This window comes from Gemmatimonadota bacterium (assembly GCA_009841265.1).
Lineage (GTDB): Bacteria > JAAXHH01 > JAAXHH01 > JAAXHH01 > JAAXHH01 > JAAXHH01.
The window spans coordinates 723,000-737,356 of record VXMB01000014.1; the positions used below are offsets into that span (position 1 = coordinate 723,000).

At 62.7% G+C, this 14,357-nt stretch carries 14 protein-coding genes, 1 tRNA gene and 1 pseudogene; 10 read left to right on the forward strand and 6 right to left on the reverse strand.

Annotation, left to right across the window (positions count from 1 at the left end; genetic code table 11):
- Nucleotide 1 precedes the first annotated feature (1 nt).
- The 3 genes from F4X08_15785 (at nucleotide 2) to F4X08_15795 (ending at nucleotide 4,072) form a co-directional block, all read left to right on the forward strand.
- The gene (locus F4X08_15785) at nucleotides 2-1,912 is read left to right on the forward strand and encodes a protein BatD (protein MYD27261.1); all 1,911 of its coding nucleotides are present in this window, start codon (nucleotides 2-4) and stop codon (nucleotides 1,910-1,912) included.
- 20 nt (nucleotides 1,913-1,932) lie between these two features.
- Complete coding sequence (locus tag F4X08_15790) at nucleotides 1,933-2,805, forward strand: SH3 domain-containing protein (GenBank protein MYD27262.1); 873 nt, start codon at nucleotides 1,933-1,935, stop codon at nucleotides 2,803-2,805.
- Between the two features lie 67 nt (nucleotides 2,806-2,872).
- Nucleotides 2,873-4,072 (forward strand): aminotransferase class V-fold PLP-dependent enzyme, encoded by a 1,200-nt coding sequence (locus F4X08_15795; protein ID MYD27263.1) that lies wholly within the window; start codon nucleotides 2,873-2,875, stop codon nucleotides 4,070-4,072.
- 11 nt (nucleotides 4,073-4,083) lie between these two features.
- On the opposite strand, the gene F4X08_15800 is transcribed toward F4X08_15795, so the two are convergent.
- The 6 genes and pseudogenes from F4X08_15800 to F4X08_15825 all read right to left on the reverse strand — a co-directional run bounded on the left by F4X08_15800 (nucleotide 4,084) and on the right by F4X08_15825 (nucleotide 7,294).
- Nucleotides 4,084-4,803 carry a sulfotransferase gene (locus tag F4X08_15800; protein ID MYD27264.1) on the reverse strand — a complete coding sequence of 240 codons (720 nt, stop codon included), beginning with the start codon at nucleotides 4,801-4,803 and terminating at the stop codon, nucleotides 4,084-4,086.
- Between the two features lie 74 nt (nucleotides 4,804-4,877).
- Nucleotides 4,878-5,561 carry a 5'/3'-nucleotidase SurE gene (gene surE, locus F4X08_15805; protein MYD27265.1) on the reverse strand — a complete coding sequence of 228 codons (684 nt, stop codon included), beginning with the start codon at nucleotides 5,559-5,561 and terminating at the stop codon, nucleotides 4,878-4,880.
- Between the two features lie 6 nt (nucleotides 5,562-5,567).
- Complete coding sequence (locus F4X08_15810; protein MYD27266.1) at nucleotides 5,568-5,822, reverse strand: hypothetical protein; 255 nt, start codon at nucleotides 5,820-5,822, stop codon at nucleotides 5,568-5,570.
- 247 nt (nucleotides 5,823-6,069) lie between these two features.
- Nucleotides 6,070-6,294: a PspC domain-containing protein gene (locus F4X08_15815; GenBank protein MYD27267.1), complete on the reverse strand. Its 225-nt coding sequence runs from the start codon at nucleotides 6,292-6,294 to the stop codon at nucleotides 6,070-6,072.
- A 264-nt stretch (nucleotides 6,295-6,558) separates the two neighbouring features.
- Nucleotides 6,559-6,726: pseudogene (locus F4X08_15820) on the reverse strand (PspC domain-containing protein).
- A gap of 46 nt (nucleotides 6,727-6,772) precedes the next feature.
- Nucleotides 6,773-7,294: a hypothetical protein gene (locus tag F4X08_15825; protein MYD27268.1), complete on the reverse strand. Its 522-nt coding sequence runs from the start codon at nucleotides 7,292-7,294 to the stop codon at nucleotides 6,773-6,775.
- A gap of 276 nt (nucleotides 7,295-7,570) precedes the next feature.
- Here F4X08_15825 and F4X08_15830 point away from each other — a divergent pair, with 276 nt between their 5' ends.
- From F4X08_15830 to F4X08_15860, 7 genes are all read left to right on the forward strand, one after another.
- Nucleotides 7,571-8,170 carry a sigma-70 family RNA polymerase sigma factor gene (locus tag F4X08_15830; protein MYD27269.1) on the forward strand — a complete coding sequence of 200 codons (600 nt, stop codon included), beginning with the start codon at nucleotides 7,571-7,573 and terminating at the stop codon, nucleotides 8,168-8,170.
- 32 nt (nucleotides 8,171-8,202) lie between these two features.
- Complete coding sequence (locus F4X08_15835) at nucleotides 8,203-8,781, forward strand: zf-HC2 domain-containing protein (protein MYD27270.1); 579 nt, start codon at nucleotides 8,203-8,205, stop codon at nucleotides 8,779-8,781.
- A gap of 196 nt (nucleotides 8,782-8,977) precedes the next feature.
- Nucleotides 8,978-10,795 (forward strand): elongation factor 4, encoded by a 1,818-nt coding sequence (lepA, locus tag F4X08_15840; protein ID MYD27271.1) that lies wholly within the window; start codon nucleotides 8,978-8,980, stop codon nucleotides 10,793-10,795.
- Nucleotides 10,796-10,903: 108 nt separating this feature from the next.
- Complete coding sequence (lepB, locus tag F4X08_15845; protein ID MYD27272.1) at nucleotides 10,904-11,656, forward strand: signal peptidase I; 753 nt, start codon at nucleotides 10,904-10,906, stop codon at nucleotides 11,654-11,656.
- Entirely contained in the window at nucleotides 11,607-12,848 is a 1,242-nt protein-coding gene (gene hemW / locus F4X08_15850) for a radical SAM family heme chaperone HemW (GenBank protein ID MYD27273.1), read from the forward strand. Before lepB ends, hemW begins: the two co-directional genes overlap by 50 nt.
- Before the next feature lie 23 nt (nucleotides 12,849-12,871).
- Complete coding sequence (gene ddlA, locus F4X08_15855) at nucleotides 12,872-13,960, forward strand: D-alanine--D-alanine ligase (protein MYD27274.1); 1,089 nt, start codon at nucleotides 12,872-12,874, stop codon at nucleotides 13,958-13,960.
- Between the two features lie 287 nt (nucleotides 13,961-14,247).
- Nucleotides 14,248-14,320, forward strand: a tRNA-Gly gene (locus F4X08_15860).
- Nucleotides 14,321-14,357: the final 37 nt, after the last annotated feature.

Here is a 14,357-nt window from a genome sequence, read left to right on the forward strand (position 1 = left end):
CATGAAACGGTGCATGCAGACCGGTCTCATCGTATTGCTGCTGCTCGGAGCACGGGCCGTGCCGGGTCAGGAAATCTCGGTCACGGCCGAGGTGAGCCGTACCCGGATGACGGTCGACGAGACGCTGATCCTGACGGTTTCAGTCTCCGGCTCCGAACTGGGCGATGTCCCGAAACCCGTCCTGCCCGATATGCAGCCGTTCATCGTCATCGGCAGCACGTCTTCCTCCTCCTCCAGCTTCAACCTGGTGAACGGCAAACTGTCCTCCTCCCGGTCCGTGCGGTTCATCTATCAGTTGAAACCCCGGAGGACGGGCACTTTCGTCATCGACGCGGCCGAAGTGACGCTTGACGGCGTCGCCCACGAAACGACGCCGATCACGATCGAGGTTACGCCGGGCGCACAGGGTTCTTCGCAACCGGGCGCAACACGTGCCGCGCCGTCCGGCGGTTCACCGTCTACGGCCGCGGGTCAGTCCTCAGCCGCGGGTCTATCGCAGGATGCCGCCGGCACGCCGGACCTGGAGGATACGGTCTACATCCGGACCAACGTGGACAAGCGGCGGGCCTACCTGGGCGAGCAGGTAACAGTGACCTATACGCTATACACCCGTCTGGGCCTGTCGAACGCCCGTTACGACGTGGTCCCCTCCTACACCGGCTTCTGGATGGAGGAGCTCTTCTCCGCCCATCACCTCGACTTCAAGGAAGAAATCATCGGCGGCCGAAGGTACGCCGTCGCGAAGCTGCGAGACATCGCCCTTTTCCCCACCGTGACGGGAGAACTGAAACTCGAGCCGTTGTCGATGATCTGTGACGTGCAGGCCGAACGGTCCCGCAGAAGTCTCTTCGACAGCTTTCTCTCCGATCCCTTCGACACGTTTTTCTCGAATACGCGCCAGATCAGGGTGGTGTCCGGCGAGCAGACCGTGCAGGTGCTGCCGCTGCCGGGCGAGGGCCGCCCCGACGGTTTCCGCAACGCGGTGGGCGACTTCTCGCTCAAGGCGATGGTGGATCAGGCCACCACGGAAGTGAACCAGCCCGTGACGCTGACGATCGAGCTGACCGGAGAAGGCAACCTGAAGACCGTGGAGGATCCCGAACTGCCGCCGCTCGGTGATTTCAAGGAATACCAGTCCGGCAACCGGGCGGAGTACGCGTCCGGCAGGCTGCGGATCTCCGGTACCAAGACCTGGGATCACGTGCTCATCCCCACGGTACCCGGCGACCATGCCATCGCTTCGCTGGCCTTTCCCTTCTTCGATCCCGATACGGACGCCTACCGGGTTACGACGACCGAACCGATAACGATTTCCGTCCTGCCGGCCAGCGGATCGCAGGCGGCCGTCGTCGGCATGCCGCGCAGATCGGTCGTCCGGCAGATCCGCGAAGATATCCAGTACATCAAACCCGAAACGGCCTACCTGGGCGACCAGGGCGAGGTCCTGTTCCGGTCGACCTGGTACTTGCTGCTGCATGTCTTGCCCGTCGCGGCGATCCTGGCGACGGTCCTGTACCGGTCCCACGCCCATCGCCTGCGGCGCGACACCAGTTTCGCCCGGCGGCGCCGGGCGAGAAGCACCGCCTTCGGCCTGCTGCGCCGGTCCCGGGAGCAGCTGGAACAGGGCGCGCTCGACCAGGCCTTCACCGGCATTTCTAACGCGTTGTACGGTTACGTCGCCGACAGGTGCAACCTGCCGACGGCCGGCCTGACGTCCCCCCGCGTCGTCGAACTGCTCAGGCAACGGGGCGTGGACGAAGACACGGCTGACCTGGTCAGGGACTGCCTGGACGCTTGCGACCTGGCCCGGTTTGCCCCGACGGCGCATACGGCGGAACACGCCGGCGACCTGCACGACAAAGCCCGGAACGGTATCGAAACCATCGAATCCCAGCTATCCCGAGACCGTTGAGAGCCACCGCGATTCACGATATGCGCGCGGATGGCCCGGCGGCCGTCTCTAACCCGGATCGGAGACCGGAAGCCCGGGGTTTTCGACGCCTGGTCGCGGGTTTTCGAAACCTGGTCGTGGGGGCTCGACACCTGGTCGCGGGACTGGGCCTGGCCGTCCTGGCCATTGGCCTTGCGGCCGCTGGTTGCGCCGAAGACGCGGTGGACCGGCAGACCACGGAGTTGTACCGCCAGGGCAACCTGCTGTACGAGGGCGGGAAATTCGCGGAGGCCAGCCGGACGTACGAACGCATCATTGAACGCGGGGTACGCAATGGGCACGTGTATTACAACCTGGGGAACGCCTATTACAAGCAGGATCGGATCGGCTTGGCCATCCTGGCCTACGAGCGGGCGACCCGCCTCCTGCCCCGGGACGTGGACCTGCACAACAACCTGGACCTCGCGAAGGAACGGACGACGGACCAGATCGCGGGCGAAGTGCCGTGGTTCGGCCGGCAGGCGCTGGACGGCGTGACGGTGAACGAAGCCACGGTCGCCGCCACCTCGGCCGGATTCCTCGCGTCGCTGGCGCTGGTGGGCTTTCTGCTCGCGAGACGGCCGCGCACGCGGTCCGCGATTGGTTACGCGCTCCTGGTCTCCTGCCTCGTGCTGCTCATGGCCGCCGGGTTCCTGGGCATCAAGATCTACGACAGCCTGGTGAACGAGGAGGCGATCGTCCTGCGGCCGACGGCCGTGGTCAGAACGGGGCCCGACGTATCATCCGAACCGGTTTTCACGCTGCACGAAGGCGCCAAGGTCCAACTGGTCGAACACCGGGACGACTGGCTCCGAATCCGCCTGCCGGACGGAAAGAACGGCTGGCTGTCACAGGACGATCTCGAGGGCATCTGACCCGCGCCGCGCCATCCTCGGTTCGATTTAAGCATTCAAACCTACCACAGGAAGACGGAACACGCCCATGTTTACTTCCATTTCCGATCCGCAGACCCAGCCCATCGATCCCGAAGACCGGGCCTACTGGTCTCAGGTCCGGTCCCAGTTCATGCTTGAACCGGGCCACGCCTATCTCAACAACGCCGCCCTGGGCATGCCTCCCAAGCCCGTTCGGGATGCCGTCGCCGCGGGATTCCGCCTGATGTCCGAGAACCCGTCGAAGGCCAAGCGGGATTTCCACGGCTACATCGAGTCCGAGCTCAGGCCCGCCATGGCGAGTTTCCTGGGTGCGGAGACGGGTGAAATCGCCCTGGCGCGCAATGCGACCGAGGGACTCTATCATATCGTAAACGGACTGGGCCTGGCGCCGGGAGACGGGGTCCTGATGACTACGCAGGAGCATCCCAGCGCGGTGAAGCCCTGGAAGGTAAGGGCGGAGCGATACGGTATCGAGGTCCGGGAAGTCCATATCCCCAGCCCGCTGGTGGGAGCGGACGACATCCTGGAACGAATCTCCGCGGCGATCGACGGGCGGACGAAAGTGCTCTTCTTCTGTCACGTCACCCGGGGGGGTTACCTGTATCCGGTAAAAAGGCTCTGCGCCATGGCCAGGGATAAGGGGTTGATATCGGCCGTCGACGGCGCCCAGGCGGTGGGGATGCTGCACGTCGACCTGGCCGAGGTCGGCAGCGACCTGTACACCAACAGCCTGCACAAGTGGTTCCTCGGTCCCGCCGGCACGGGATTCCTCCATGTCACCCGCGCCATGCAGCCCTCCTTCAGCACCCTCTACGCGCCGGAGGCCGAACCCGGCGGCGACGCGCGCCGTTACGAAATCCAGGGAACCTACGACCTGCCCGTGCGCGCGGCCCTCGGCACCGCCCTGGATTTCCTGAACCGCATCGGAATTGGCAATATCGAGCGGCGCCTGCGCATGCTGTCGGACTACCTGAGAAAGGCCCTGCTGGAAGTCCCCGGGCTACGGCTGCTCACCAGCCTGTCCCACGACATCTCGTCTCCGGGTTCCACCATCTTCGAGTTCGACGGGATCGACGCGGCGCGGTGGCGCGGTCCCATGGAGGAGGAAGCGCAACTCCACGTGGACGATCATGACCGGGACGGCCATCGGGGCCTCCGCATCTCCACCCACTACTACAACACGACGGACGAAATCGACCGGTGCGTCGAGAAGCTTAAAGAAATGGCACGGCGGGACGGGCGTTAAGCGCGGCCGGCTCAGACGTCGTATCCCAGCTCCACCAGCGCTTCGCCCAGAAGGTCCATCGGGAGCGCGCCTTCGGCCTTCTTCCACCGCCCCACCGCTTCGGGCCGCACGACGATACGGCTCAGGGAGATGTCGAGATAGGCTTCAAGCCGTCGGAGGGTCTCTTCCTGTTTCAGCACGAAGTCTTCGAACCGGACGGTCACGAGGTGGCCGGGGACCGGCGTCGCCTTCATGAGCCGGTACTGGTACAGCCACGAAATCGCCCGCTGCCGCCTGATGTCCGCCGTGTCCGGATACGCAATGCCGAAGTCACCGAGATCGTCGGTCCGGTGCCGGGCGAGGATGCCGTCCCTCGGGTCCCGGATCCAGTGGATGTACCGGATATCGGGATACATGCGGACGATCCACGGATAGATGAGCGTGGTTTCCGGCAGTTTCCAACCGCGGAAAGGAGCCCCGTTTTCCAGCACATCCGCCAGGTAGGCTTCCACCTTCTCCACGAATTCCGGGTCGATGTCCATTCCCAGCACCTCTGAGAAATCCCAGGAAGTGCCACCGGTCCACCGGACGTACTTCGCAAAGATCCGGCAGGCGTCATACAGGTCGTGCGGGGGTACCTTGTCGCCCGAGGCGTTGATCGTCCGACCCATGTAGACACCGCTGGTGTATAGCGTGTGGGACATGGCCCGCGTGCCGGAGTGTCCCCGGCCAATAATGGTAATGATGGGCATGGTCTGGACCCGGTGGACGGTGACTGCCGTCTGAAAAGGATCAGCAGGTTCCTTCAGGAAATCGGTGGGATAGATCAGACCCGGATCATCGACAGGGAGATATGCCCGCTGAAGCACTGGTCGATATCGGAGCCGGGCTTCCGGTGCCGTTCGTGATAATTCCCTTTGTGCAGGTAACCGTCTTCGGTCGGCGTGAACGTGATGCGGAAGGGACTCGTGTCCACCGGAGTGGATTTGACCTCCAGGCGGGTTTTGTCGTGATCCGGGTGGGGGAGGTTGACGTTGTAGAAAACCCCGGTTTCCGGTTCCTCGCGCAGCAGGCGTTCCAGGACCGGCCGCAGCCGTTCCGCGGCCAGCGGCCAGTCGATCTTCCGGCCGTCCGCCGTGTAATGCGACAGCGCCATGGCCTTGAAGCCGTGGATGGCGCCCTCCCTGGCGGCGGCCACCGTGCCGGATTCGTAGACGTCCACCCCTAGATTGCCCCCGTTGTTGATACCGGACAGCAACCAGTCCCCGTCGGTCGCAAGCTGGTTGACCGCCAGGCGCGCACAGTCGGCGGGCGTGCCCCATACCCTGTACCTGCGGCCCCCGAGTTCATCCACGCGAATGGGCTGGTTGTTGGTCAACTGGTGTGCCGCGCCCGACTGTACTTCCGCCGGGGCGACCACGACCACTTCACCCCACTGCGACGCCAGGCCTTCGAGCGTAAGCAGGCCCGGTGCCTCGATGCCGTCGTCGTTGGTGACAATCAGTTTCACAGCGGCCTACTTGCCCTGGGCAGTGGATTTACCGGACGGTCCGGATGGTCCGCCATGCGGTTCGGATGGGCCGGATGGGTGCGGACCGCCCGTTTCCCGGTCGTCGCCCTTGCCGCCCGTTTCCCCGTGGTTGCCCCTGCCCTTCAACCGGCGCCAGCAGGGATAGATCAGGCGGACTAAAGGATAAATCGTCAGGACGGCGAGTACGCCGCTGATGCATTGTATGGCGCGGGCCAGGCGTAGATTGTGCTTTCTTCTCATACACATTTCGTCGAATTGGCATTAAAAAAGCGACCGGTCCCGGATACTGACCGATCGCGAAATACGCTAGTCATCTAAACGCCACTTGTCAAGCCGATTCAAGGGGTCCGGTACGAAACCGGGCGGGGAAACTTGAGGCCGGTACCGGACGGGAGGTACGGACGGTTGACGGCAGGCATGAGCCGGTACGGGCGCGGGTGGCGGATCGTTTCCGGACGTCGTTCGGTTCGACGCGGCAGGTCACATGCTATCCGTCTTCTGCGGGAAGATCGGGACGCCCCTCGGGCATGATGAAGGCCATGAAGAGGTAGATCAGAGTTACCGTTCCAATGGAAAACAGAAAGGCGATGAAGAACCCGATACGCATCAGCGTGGGGTCCAGGTTGAAGGCATCCGCAAGGCCGTTGCACACGCCGAAGATCTTCTTGCCTTCATTCAGCCTGTACAGCCGTCGATGTTTGAAGAACTCCATAATCTGCCCTCTGTAGACGAACAAAATGAATACCGCGGCGCCGATGGCCACGATGGGAACCATGGGCAGGAAGAAGGAAAACCGCCCGAAATCCGGCGCATATGACCAGGTCAGTACGATCACGGCCAGCAGGATGAACAGTCCGCCCAGGACCATGCTGTTGTTCCGGTTGGTGGGCTGGTTCTCCGCAACCTGCCGCGCGCCTTTCTCCGGCTGGTCTGAATTCCCTGAATCGGCGGGCGAATCGGAGACCGCCGCGGGGGCCAGGCCCGGATCCCGCGGTATGATGAAGACACATACCAGGTACGCCAGAAAGACAAAGGGGCCGAATACCGGCAGGGTGATGACCGTGAAGGCCACCATGGCGATACGCAGCACGGAAGCGTCCACGTCGAAGTATTCAGCCAGGCCGCCGCAGATGCCGCTGATCATCCGGTTGGAAGCGGATCTGTAGAGTGTTTTGTCGGGCACGGCAGCGTTACCTTTCCTCTTTTTCCGGTGCGGGCGGCTCTTCCTCGGCCGGCGGCTGTTCCGCGGCCGGCGGATCTTCCGTGGCCGGTGGGCTTGCGGGTTGGGCCGATGGGCTCGCGGATTGGGCCGGTGGCAGGACTTCCTTTGCATTGTTCTTGTTGTGCTGCAACCTGGCGCGCACGATCAGGCCGATGCCCACGAACAGCAGGACGAAGCCGAAGAACTCCACGTCGCTCGCGATGACCGTGGCCAGGCCGATGCCCACCAGGAGTACGACGAATAGAGAAGGCACGCCTGAATCCTGCTTTTTTGCTTCGATGTAGATCCCTTTCTCGATCATCGCCATGCGTTCATGGTGTCTGATTTCCCGTCCTCTTCTCAAGTACCCCAGTAACGCGCAGATGACGCCCAGTCCGAAGGGGATGGCGATGGCCACGATGGCTGGCTCCTCGTAATCCAGATATGCGAGGACAACGACCATGACGCATACGCTGACGAAAAACGCTGCCCAGGCCTTCCAGTTATCCATATCCTGCCTCCGATCGGAGATCGCCCTGCCTGTCAACCACCCTGACCTGACCTGCTTCTCAAGGTTTCGACACGAAAGTCGATCGTTTTGTTTCAGAAACTAAAAGTTAAATTGATTTGTCGTTACCGCCATAAGAAAAGCATGACCGTATGCTGAAACATTTGTAGATTCCCGATAGTCATATAAGCAATAGGGATACCGACCTGGATCCCTGTCAGGGGTCGAATCTGTCGGGCGAAACGGCCCTGTTAATGGCTGTGATGCGCTTGAGACAGGATGAGGCGACCCATGGATTTGAGCGATGAGGAGCTCGTCGCAAGGGCCCGGGAGGGAGACCGGCCGGCCTTCGCCCGTCTCGTCGAACGGCACAGCGTTTCGGTGTTCAACTTGACGTTGCGGATCGTCGGGAACCGGGAAGACGCGGAAGAGGCCGCGCAGGACGTGTTCGTCCGCGCTTTCAGAAGTCTCGACCGGTTTCGCGGGGATTCCAGGTTCTCTACGTGGCTCTACCGCATCGCCGTAAACGTGAGTCTGAGTTCGGCGCGCCGTTCCCGGCGGGATCTGTCCACCACTTCCCTCTCGGAGCCTGAAGACGACGAGGACGGATTGCCGATGCAGCTGCCCGATCCGTCGGCGGACCCCGCTGAACGGTTCGAGCAGGCTGAATTCAGGGATCAGGTCAGGAATATGGTGGCGGCGCTTCCGCCTATTTACAGCGCAGTGATTTCGATGTATCATATGCAAAGCCTGTCTTACGACGAGATCGCGGAAGCGCTGGAGCTGCCGATCGGCACAGTCAAGGCCCGGTTGTTCCGCGCCCGTGCCGCGTTGCGGAAGCTGATCTACCGGTCCATCGAGCCCGATACGCTGAGTTAGGCTGGATCCGGCAACCCCGGAACAGAACGATTATGAACTGCGAATCTGCACAAAGAATGGTGTACGAGGCGGTCGACCGGGCGCTTTCCCCGGAAGAGCGCCGCCTGTTGGATGGCCACCTTGCCGGCTGCGAACGCTGCAGGTCGGAGGCGGTGGTTCTCGACGCGTTGATCGAGACGGTCGAAACGGCCCCGGCCGCGAAACCCACCGAAGCCTTCCTGTCCAACGTGATGTCGCAGCTGCCCGCGCCTTCGCGGTCATCGTGGTTCGCGCCGGCCCTGGTCCTTCCCCGTCTCGTCTTCGCCTTTACGCTGGCCGCCGCCGCACTGGTCTGGCTGTACCGTGCGTCACTCTTTGAAATCGTGGGAAACCTCCCGCCCGTTCAAACGGTGTCCGGGCCGGTGACGACCGCGATCCGAGATATCCAGGCATACCTGCAAGCGCAGGCGGGCGCAGTCCTGACCCAACTTCCGGTACCGGTTTCCACTTCGGTCGAATGGGGTTCCTTGCTGTTGGTCGCCACCACACTCGCGGTCGGCTATCTGCTCATACGCGCGGCGGAGAACCTGCATGTCGGCCGATCGAGCTTCCGGATCGATAGGCGGTACTGAAATGCCTGCCCGCACGGGCTGAACAACCGCCGCGCATCCTGCCCCGGCACCCCCGCTTCTCACCCGAGAACCGGGCCGTTCCCATCCCGCATACCTGTTGACATTCCGCGCCTTAATCGTTTTATTTCACCCTGTTGCATACGGTTTGCAAAGACGGCGGATTCCCCTGCTATCGGGATGATCGGACGGTTTCCACATGTCGACGGAACACATTCGCAACTTCTCCATCATCGCGCATATCGATCACGGCAAATCGACGCTGGCGGATCGCCTGCTGGAGATGACGGGCACCGTGTCTCCCCTGAAGATGCGTGCCCAGATGCTCGACAATCTAGACCTGGAGCGGGAGCGGGGCATCACGATCAAGGCCCACGCGATCCGCATGTCCTACGATGCGCCGGACGGACGGTCTTTCGCGTTGAATCTGATCGATACCCCCGGGCACGTCGATTTTTCCTACGAGGTGTCCCGGAGCCTCGCGGCCTGTGAAGGCGCGCTCCTGATCGTGGACGCCGTACAGGGCATCGAGGCGCAGACGATCAGCAATCTATACCTGGCCCTGGAGAACGACCTGACCATCATACCGGTCATCAACAAGATCGATCTGCCCAACGCGCGGGTCGACGTCGTGACGGGCCAGATCGTGGATCTGCTGGGCGTCGACCCCGAAGATGTGGTACTGACCAGTGCGAGGGACGGTATCGGCGTCGAAGCGGTACTGGAGGCCATCCTGGACCGTATCCCGCCCCCGGAACCCGATGACGGTCCCTTGCGGGCCCTCATCTTCGATTCGATCTTCGATCAGTACCGGGGCGCGGTGCCCTACGTACGTGTCGTGAGCGGCGAGTTAAAGCCGGGCATGCAAATCAGGATGTGCTCCAATGACAAGCAGTTCGAAGTCGCCGAGACCGGTGTGCTCCGTTTCGACAAGGCCCCCGTGGACGCGCTCACGGCCGGGGAGGTCGGCTATCTGATCGGGAACATCCGCAACGTGGCCGACGCCAGTGTGGGCGACACGGTCACCGACGCCGCCCGGCCCTGTGACGAACCGCTGCCCGGGTACCGGGAGGCCAAGTCCATGGTGTTCAGCGGGCTCTACCCGGCGACTTCGGAAGATTACGAACCGCTGAAGGAAGCCCTCGAGAAGTACCAGTTGAACGACGCCGCCCTGGTGTATGAACCCGAGACTTCGGTGGCCCTCGGATTCGGCTTTCGCTGCGGATTCCTCGGTCTGCTCCACATGGAAGTCGTGCAGGAACGGCTCGAACGGGAGTACGGGCTCACGATCCTGGCCACCATGCCCAGCGTGGAGTACCGGATCACGACCACCGCCGGCGAGGTGCTCATGGTGGACAACCCGGCCGACATGCCCGATGCCTCGTACATCGACGCCGTGGAGGAGCCGTTCATCCAGGCCCAGATCGTCGTCCCGCACGACTACATCGGTAACATCATGAAACTGACCCGGGACCGACGGGGCGTCTACAAGGCCATGGAATACCTCGACCCGACCCGGGTCGCCCTGCAGTACGAACTGCCGCTTTCGGAGATCGTCTTCGACTTCTACGACCGGTTGAAATCGATCAGCCGCGGATACGCCTCCTTCGACTACGACTTCCTGGAATACCGCACCTCGCCCCTGGTCAGGCTGAACCTGCTGCTCAACGGCGACCTGGTGGATGCCCTGTCGATCATCATCCACAAGGACAAGGCCTACGAGTGGGGCCGCGAGCTGTGCCAGCGGCTGCGCAAGATCATACCGCGGCAGATGTTCGAGGTCGCCGTCCAGGCCGCCATCGGCGGCCGCGTCATCGCGCGGGAGTCGATCCGTCCCCTGCGCAAGAACGTCACGGCCAAATGCTACGGCGGCGACATCACGCGGAAGCGCAAGCTCCTGGAACGTCAGAAGGAGGGCAAGCGGCGCATGAAGCAGGTGGGAAATGTCGAAGTGCCACAGGAAGCCTTCCTGGCGGTACTGGATATACGGGGCGAAGGCGCGGCAGTGGGAGGCTGAACGTCCGGACCGCGATGTCCCGGCGGATGGCGGTCCCGGCGGATGGCGGTCCCGGCGGATTGCGGTCCCCCGGTGGATGGCGGTCCCGGCGGATGGCGGTCCCGGCGGATGGCGGTCCCGGCGGATGACACGGTTCCTGGAGGATTCGAACCCTTGGCAAGAAACAAGTCGCTGCTCAGAGAGTACGTGGAAATCCTGCTGTTCACCGTACTGCTCTTCCTCTTCATACGGGCGGAGGTCGTCCAGGCGTTTCGCATACCGTCGGAGTCCATGGAGGCCACCCTCCAGGTGGGGGACTTCCTGCTGGTCAACAAGTTCATCTACGGTCCCGGCATTCCGTTCACCGATATACGCATGCCCGCCTGGCGCGATCCCGAACCCGGTGATATCCTGGTGTTTCCTTATCCCCGCAACCCGGCACAGATGTTCATCAAAAGATGCATCGCCGTCTCCGGCCAGAAGGTGGAAATCCGGGACAAGCGCGTATACGTGGACGACGTGATGGTGGAGAATCCTCCGCAGGTCAAGTTCGATGACCCGTCGGTCAGGGCGGCGACCCGAAGCACGCGAGACAACTGGGGTCCCAAGATCGTCCCGGCGGACGCCCTGTTCGTCATGGGCGACAACCGGGACTACAGTTCCGACAGCAGGTACTGGGGATTCGTGGACCGGGAGGACGTGGTGGGCAACGCCTTCATCATCTACTGGTCCTGGGAACGCCACCGCGAGGACCCAGAACTGGTGTGGCAGTCGTCCAGGCCCCTGGAGAGCGTCGCCTCGCTGGTCTACGTACTGGGGTACAACATCGTGCATGTTCCGTGGCGGGTCCGCTGGAACCGCATCGGCAGGATTGTCATGTAGATCGGGGCGCGACTCAGTAGATCGGGACGCAATCACAGCAGATCGGGGCGCAAACCCATTGGCCGGCCTCTACGTTCATATTCCCTTCTGCAGCCACGCCTGTCCATACTGCGATTTCTCCTTTGAATTGCTCAAAGGCGGCCGGGTGGACGAGTTGCTGGCCGCCCTGGACACCGAGGCGGAGCGGCGCGGCCGCGAATCGCCCTGGGCCGACGGCGTCTTCGAGACCGTCTTCCTGGGGGGCGGCACGCCCACCTGCCTCACGGATCGACAGCTGGACCGCGTCTTCCGGACGATCCATGATCGATTTCGGGTCGCTCCCCATGCCGAGATCACGGTGGAAGCGAATCCGGAAACGGTCAGCATCCCCAAGCTGAAACGGCTACGCGGACTCGGTGTCGACCGGATCTCTATCGGTGTCCAATCCTTCTCCCGCGACATCCTGATGAAACTGGGGCGTCGCCACACAGCGGACTGTGCCGAAAAGGCGTTCGCGTCCGCCAGGGAAGCCGGTTTCCGGAACGTCAATCTCGATCTCATGTTCGGCGTGCCCGGCCAGTCGGCGGCGGACTGGGCGGATACGCTGGAACGGGCGGTTACCCTGGATCCCGAGCACTTGTCGGTCTATGGCCTGACGATCGAGCCGGGGACGGAATACGCCCGGCTGGCGGAACAGGGCGCGCTGGACCTGCCGGACGAAGGGCGGCACACGGCCCTGTACTTCCAGGCCTTGGACCGGCTTTCCGACGCCGGTTTCCGGCAGTATGAGATCTCCAACCTGGCGAAACCAGGATTTGCATGCAGGCACAACGAATCCTGCTGGAAGGGCGACGAATATCTGGGGCTGGGGCCGTCGGCCCACTCGCGCATGGACGGACGGAGACTCGCCAATGCGCGCGGTCTCGCCGACTACCTGCATGCCATGGATGCACGGGGAGAAGCCACCGACATGGATGAAACGCTTTCGGTGGACGAACGTATACACGAGTATATCCTGCTGAGCCTGAGATCCGTGGATGGCCTGGACACCCGGCTCTTTCGAGACCGCTACGGGGACGACGCAATGGACGAACGGGATCCGGCCATCCATGCCCTGGCCGGCGAGGGGTTGCTTGCTAAACGCGGATCGCGGCTCTGCCTGACCCGGAGAGGACTGGCCCTGGCCGACAGCGTCTGCGAATATCTCATGTAGGCCATGCAGAAAGTGAAGACGGCATGAAGAAGATCAGGGTGGGCATCCTGTGCGGGGGCCGGTCGGCGGAACACCAGGTCTCTTTGCAATCGGCCCGGAATATCGTCGACGCCATCGACCGGGACCGGTACGAGGTCGTGCTGATCGGCATCGACCGAACTGGCCAGTGGCACCTGGGCGATTCGGCGGGATTCCTGCTCAACGCCCACGATCCGAAGCAGATCGCCCTGAACCGCCTGAGCGAGACGGTGACCCTTGCACCCGGGGCGCCCAGCGACCCGGTGACGACCACGACGACGCACCGTCCGGCAGGAGACATCGACGTCATATTTCCCGTGCTTCACGGCCCCTTCGGCGAGGACGGCACGGTACAGGGCCTGCTCAAGCTGGCCAATCTGCCCTTTGTCGGTTCGGGCGTCCTGGGTTCGGCGGTGTCCATGGACAAGGACGTGATGAAGCGCCTGTTGCGGGATGCGGGCATCGCCATCGCCGAGTTCATGACCTTCGTATCCTCCGAACGAGATGGGATCTCCTTCGATGAAGTGCGGGGCCGGCTGGGCATGCCTTGTTTCATCAAGCCCGCCAACCTGGGTTCCTCCGTCGGCATCACCAAGGCCCGCGATGCCCGTGAATTCGAAGCGGGCGTACGGGAGGCGTTCCGGTACGACCGGAAGATCCTGGTGGAAGAGTGCGTAAGCGGCCGCGAGATCGAATGCGCCGTGCTGGGGAATGCCCAGCCCTGCGCCTCCGGCCTGGGCGAGGTACGGCCCACCCATGAGTTCTATTCTTACGAGGCGAAGTACATCGACGAGCACGGCGCCGAACTGGAGATTCCGGCCAAATTGCCGCCGGACCTGACTGAGAAGATCCGTGCGACCGCCGTGGAGACCCACAGGGCCCTGGCCTGCGAGGGCATGTCCCGGGTGGACTTCTTTCTGAAGGAAGACGGCGAAGTCTTGGTCAACGAGCTCAATACCATTCCCGGGTTCACCCGGATCAGCATGTTCCCCAAGCTGTGGGAAGTCGCCGGCGTCTCCTACGCCGACCTGATCGACCGCCTGATCCAGCTTGCGCTGGAACGGTTCGATGAAGAGGAATCGCTCGAAACGTAGCCCGGCCGCGCCTCGCCTGGCAGTATGGTTGTTTCACGGACTTTTTTATATTGTCAATGTTGATTGAAATAAAAATCAACATATGTTTTAGTTAGGGACATACCCCGGGCCCATCATCTTGAAAACGGATATGGTCGTTGTCGGCACAGTCGTCATCGGCCTGTCCATCGCGTGCGAACTGCATTGTCGCGGGACGGGCGTAACGCCGGCCGGATTTCGCTTGACACGGCGCCGGCCGCCGAGTTAGAATACCTTGTGCAACGGCCGTCTCCGGTCCTGCCCATCCCGCGGGAATAGCTCAGTTGGCAGAGCATCAGCTTCCCAAGCTGAGGGTCGCGGGTTCGAGCCCCGTTTCCCGCCTGGCTGCCCTGTGGCGTTCTTGTCCACAGGGCGTTTT

Coding starts and splice junctions, on each gene's coding strand:
- F4X08_15785 (MYD27261.1), top strand. CDS start 2: ATGAAACGGTGCATGCAGACCGGTCTCATCGTATTGCTGCTGCTCGGA.
- F4X08_15790 (MYD27262.1), top strand. CDS start 1,933: ATGCGCGCGGATGGCCCGGCGGCCGTCTCTAACCCGGATCGGAGACCG.
- F4X08_15795 (MYD27263.1), top strand. CDS start 2,873: ATGTTTACTTCCATTTCCGATCCGCAGACCCAGCCCATCGATCCCGAA.
- F4X08_15800 (MYD27264.1), bottom strand. CDS start 4,803: ATGCCCATCATTACCATTATTGGCCGGGGACACTCCGGCACGCGGGCC.
- F4X08_15810 (MYD27266.1), bottom strand. CDS start 5,822: ATGAGAAGAAAGCACAATCTACGCCTGGCCCGCGCCATACAATGCATC.
- F4X08_15815 (MYD27267.1), bottom strand. CDS start 6,294: ATGGAGTTCTTCAAACATCGACGGCTGTACAGGCTGAATGAAGGCAAG.
- F4X08_15825 (MYD27268.1), bottom strand. CDS start 7,294: ATGGATAACTGGAAGGCCTGGGCAGCGTTTTTCGTCAGCGTATGCGTC.
- F4X08_15830 (MYD27269.1), top strand. CDS start 7,571: ATGAGGCGACCCATGGATTTGAGCGATGAGGAGCTCGTCGCAAGGGCC.
- F4X08_15835 (MYD27270.1), top strand. CDS start 8,203: ATGAACTGCGAATCTGCACAAAGAATGGTGTACGAGGCGGTCGACCGG.
- lepA (MYD27271.1), top strand. CDS start 8,978: ATGTCGACGGAACACATTCGCAACTTCTCCATCATCGCGCATATCGAT.
- lepB (MYD27272.1), top strand. CDS start 10,904: ATGGCGGTCCCGGCGGATGACACGGTTCCTGGAGGATTCGAACCCTTG.
- hemW (MYD27273.1), top strand. CDS start 11,607: ATGTTCCGTGGCGGGTCCGCTGGAACCGCATCGGCAGGATTGTCATGT.
- ddlA (MYD27274.1), top strand. CDS start 12,872: ATGAAGAAGATCAGGGTGGGCATCCTGTGCGGGGGCCGGTCGGCGGAA.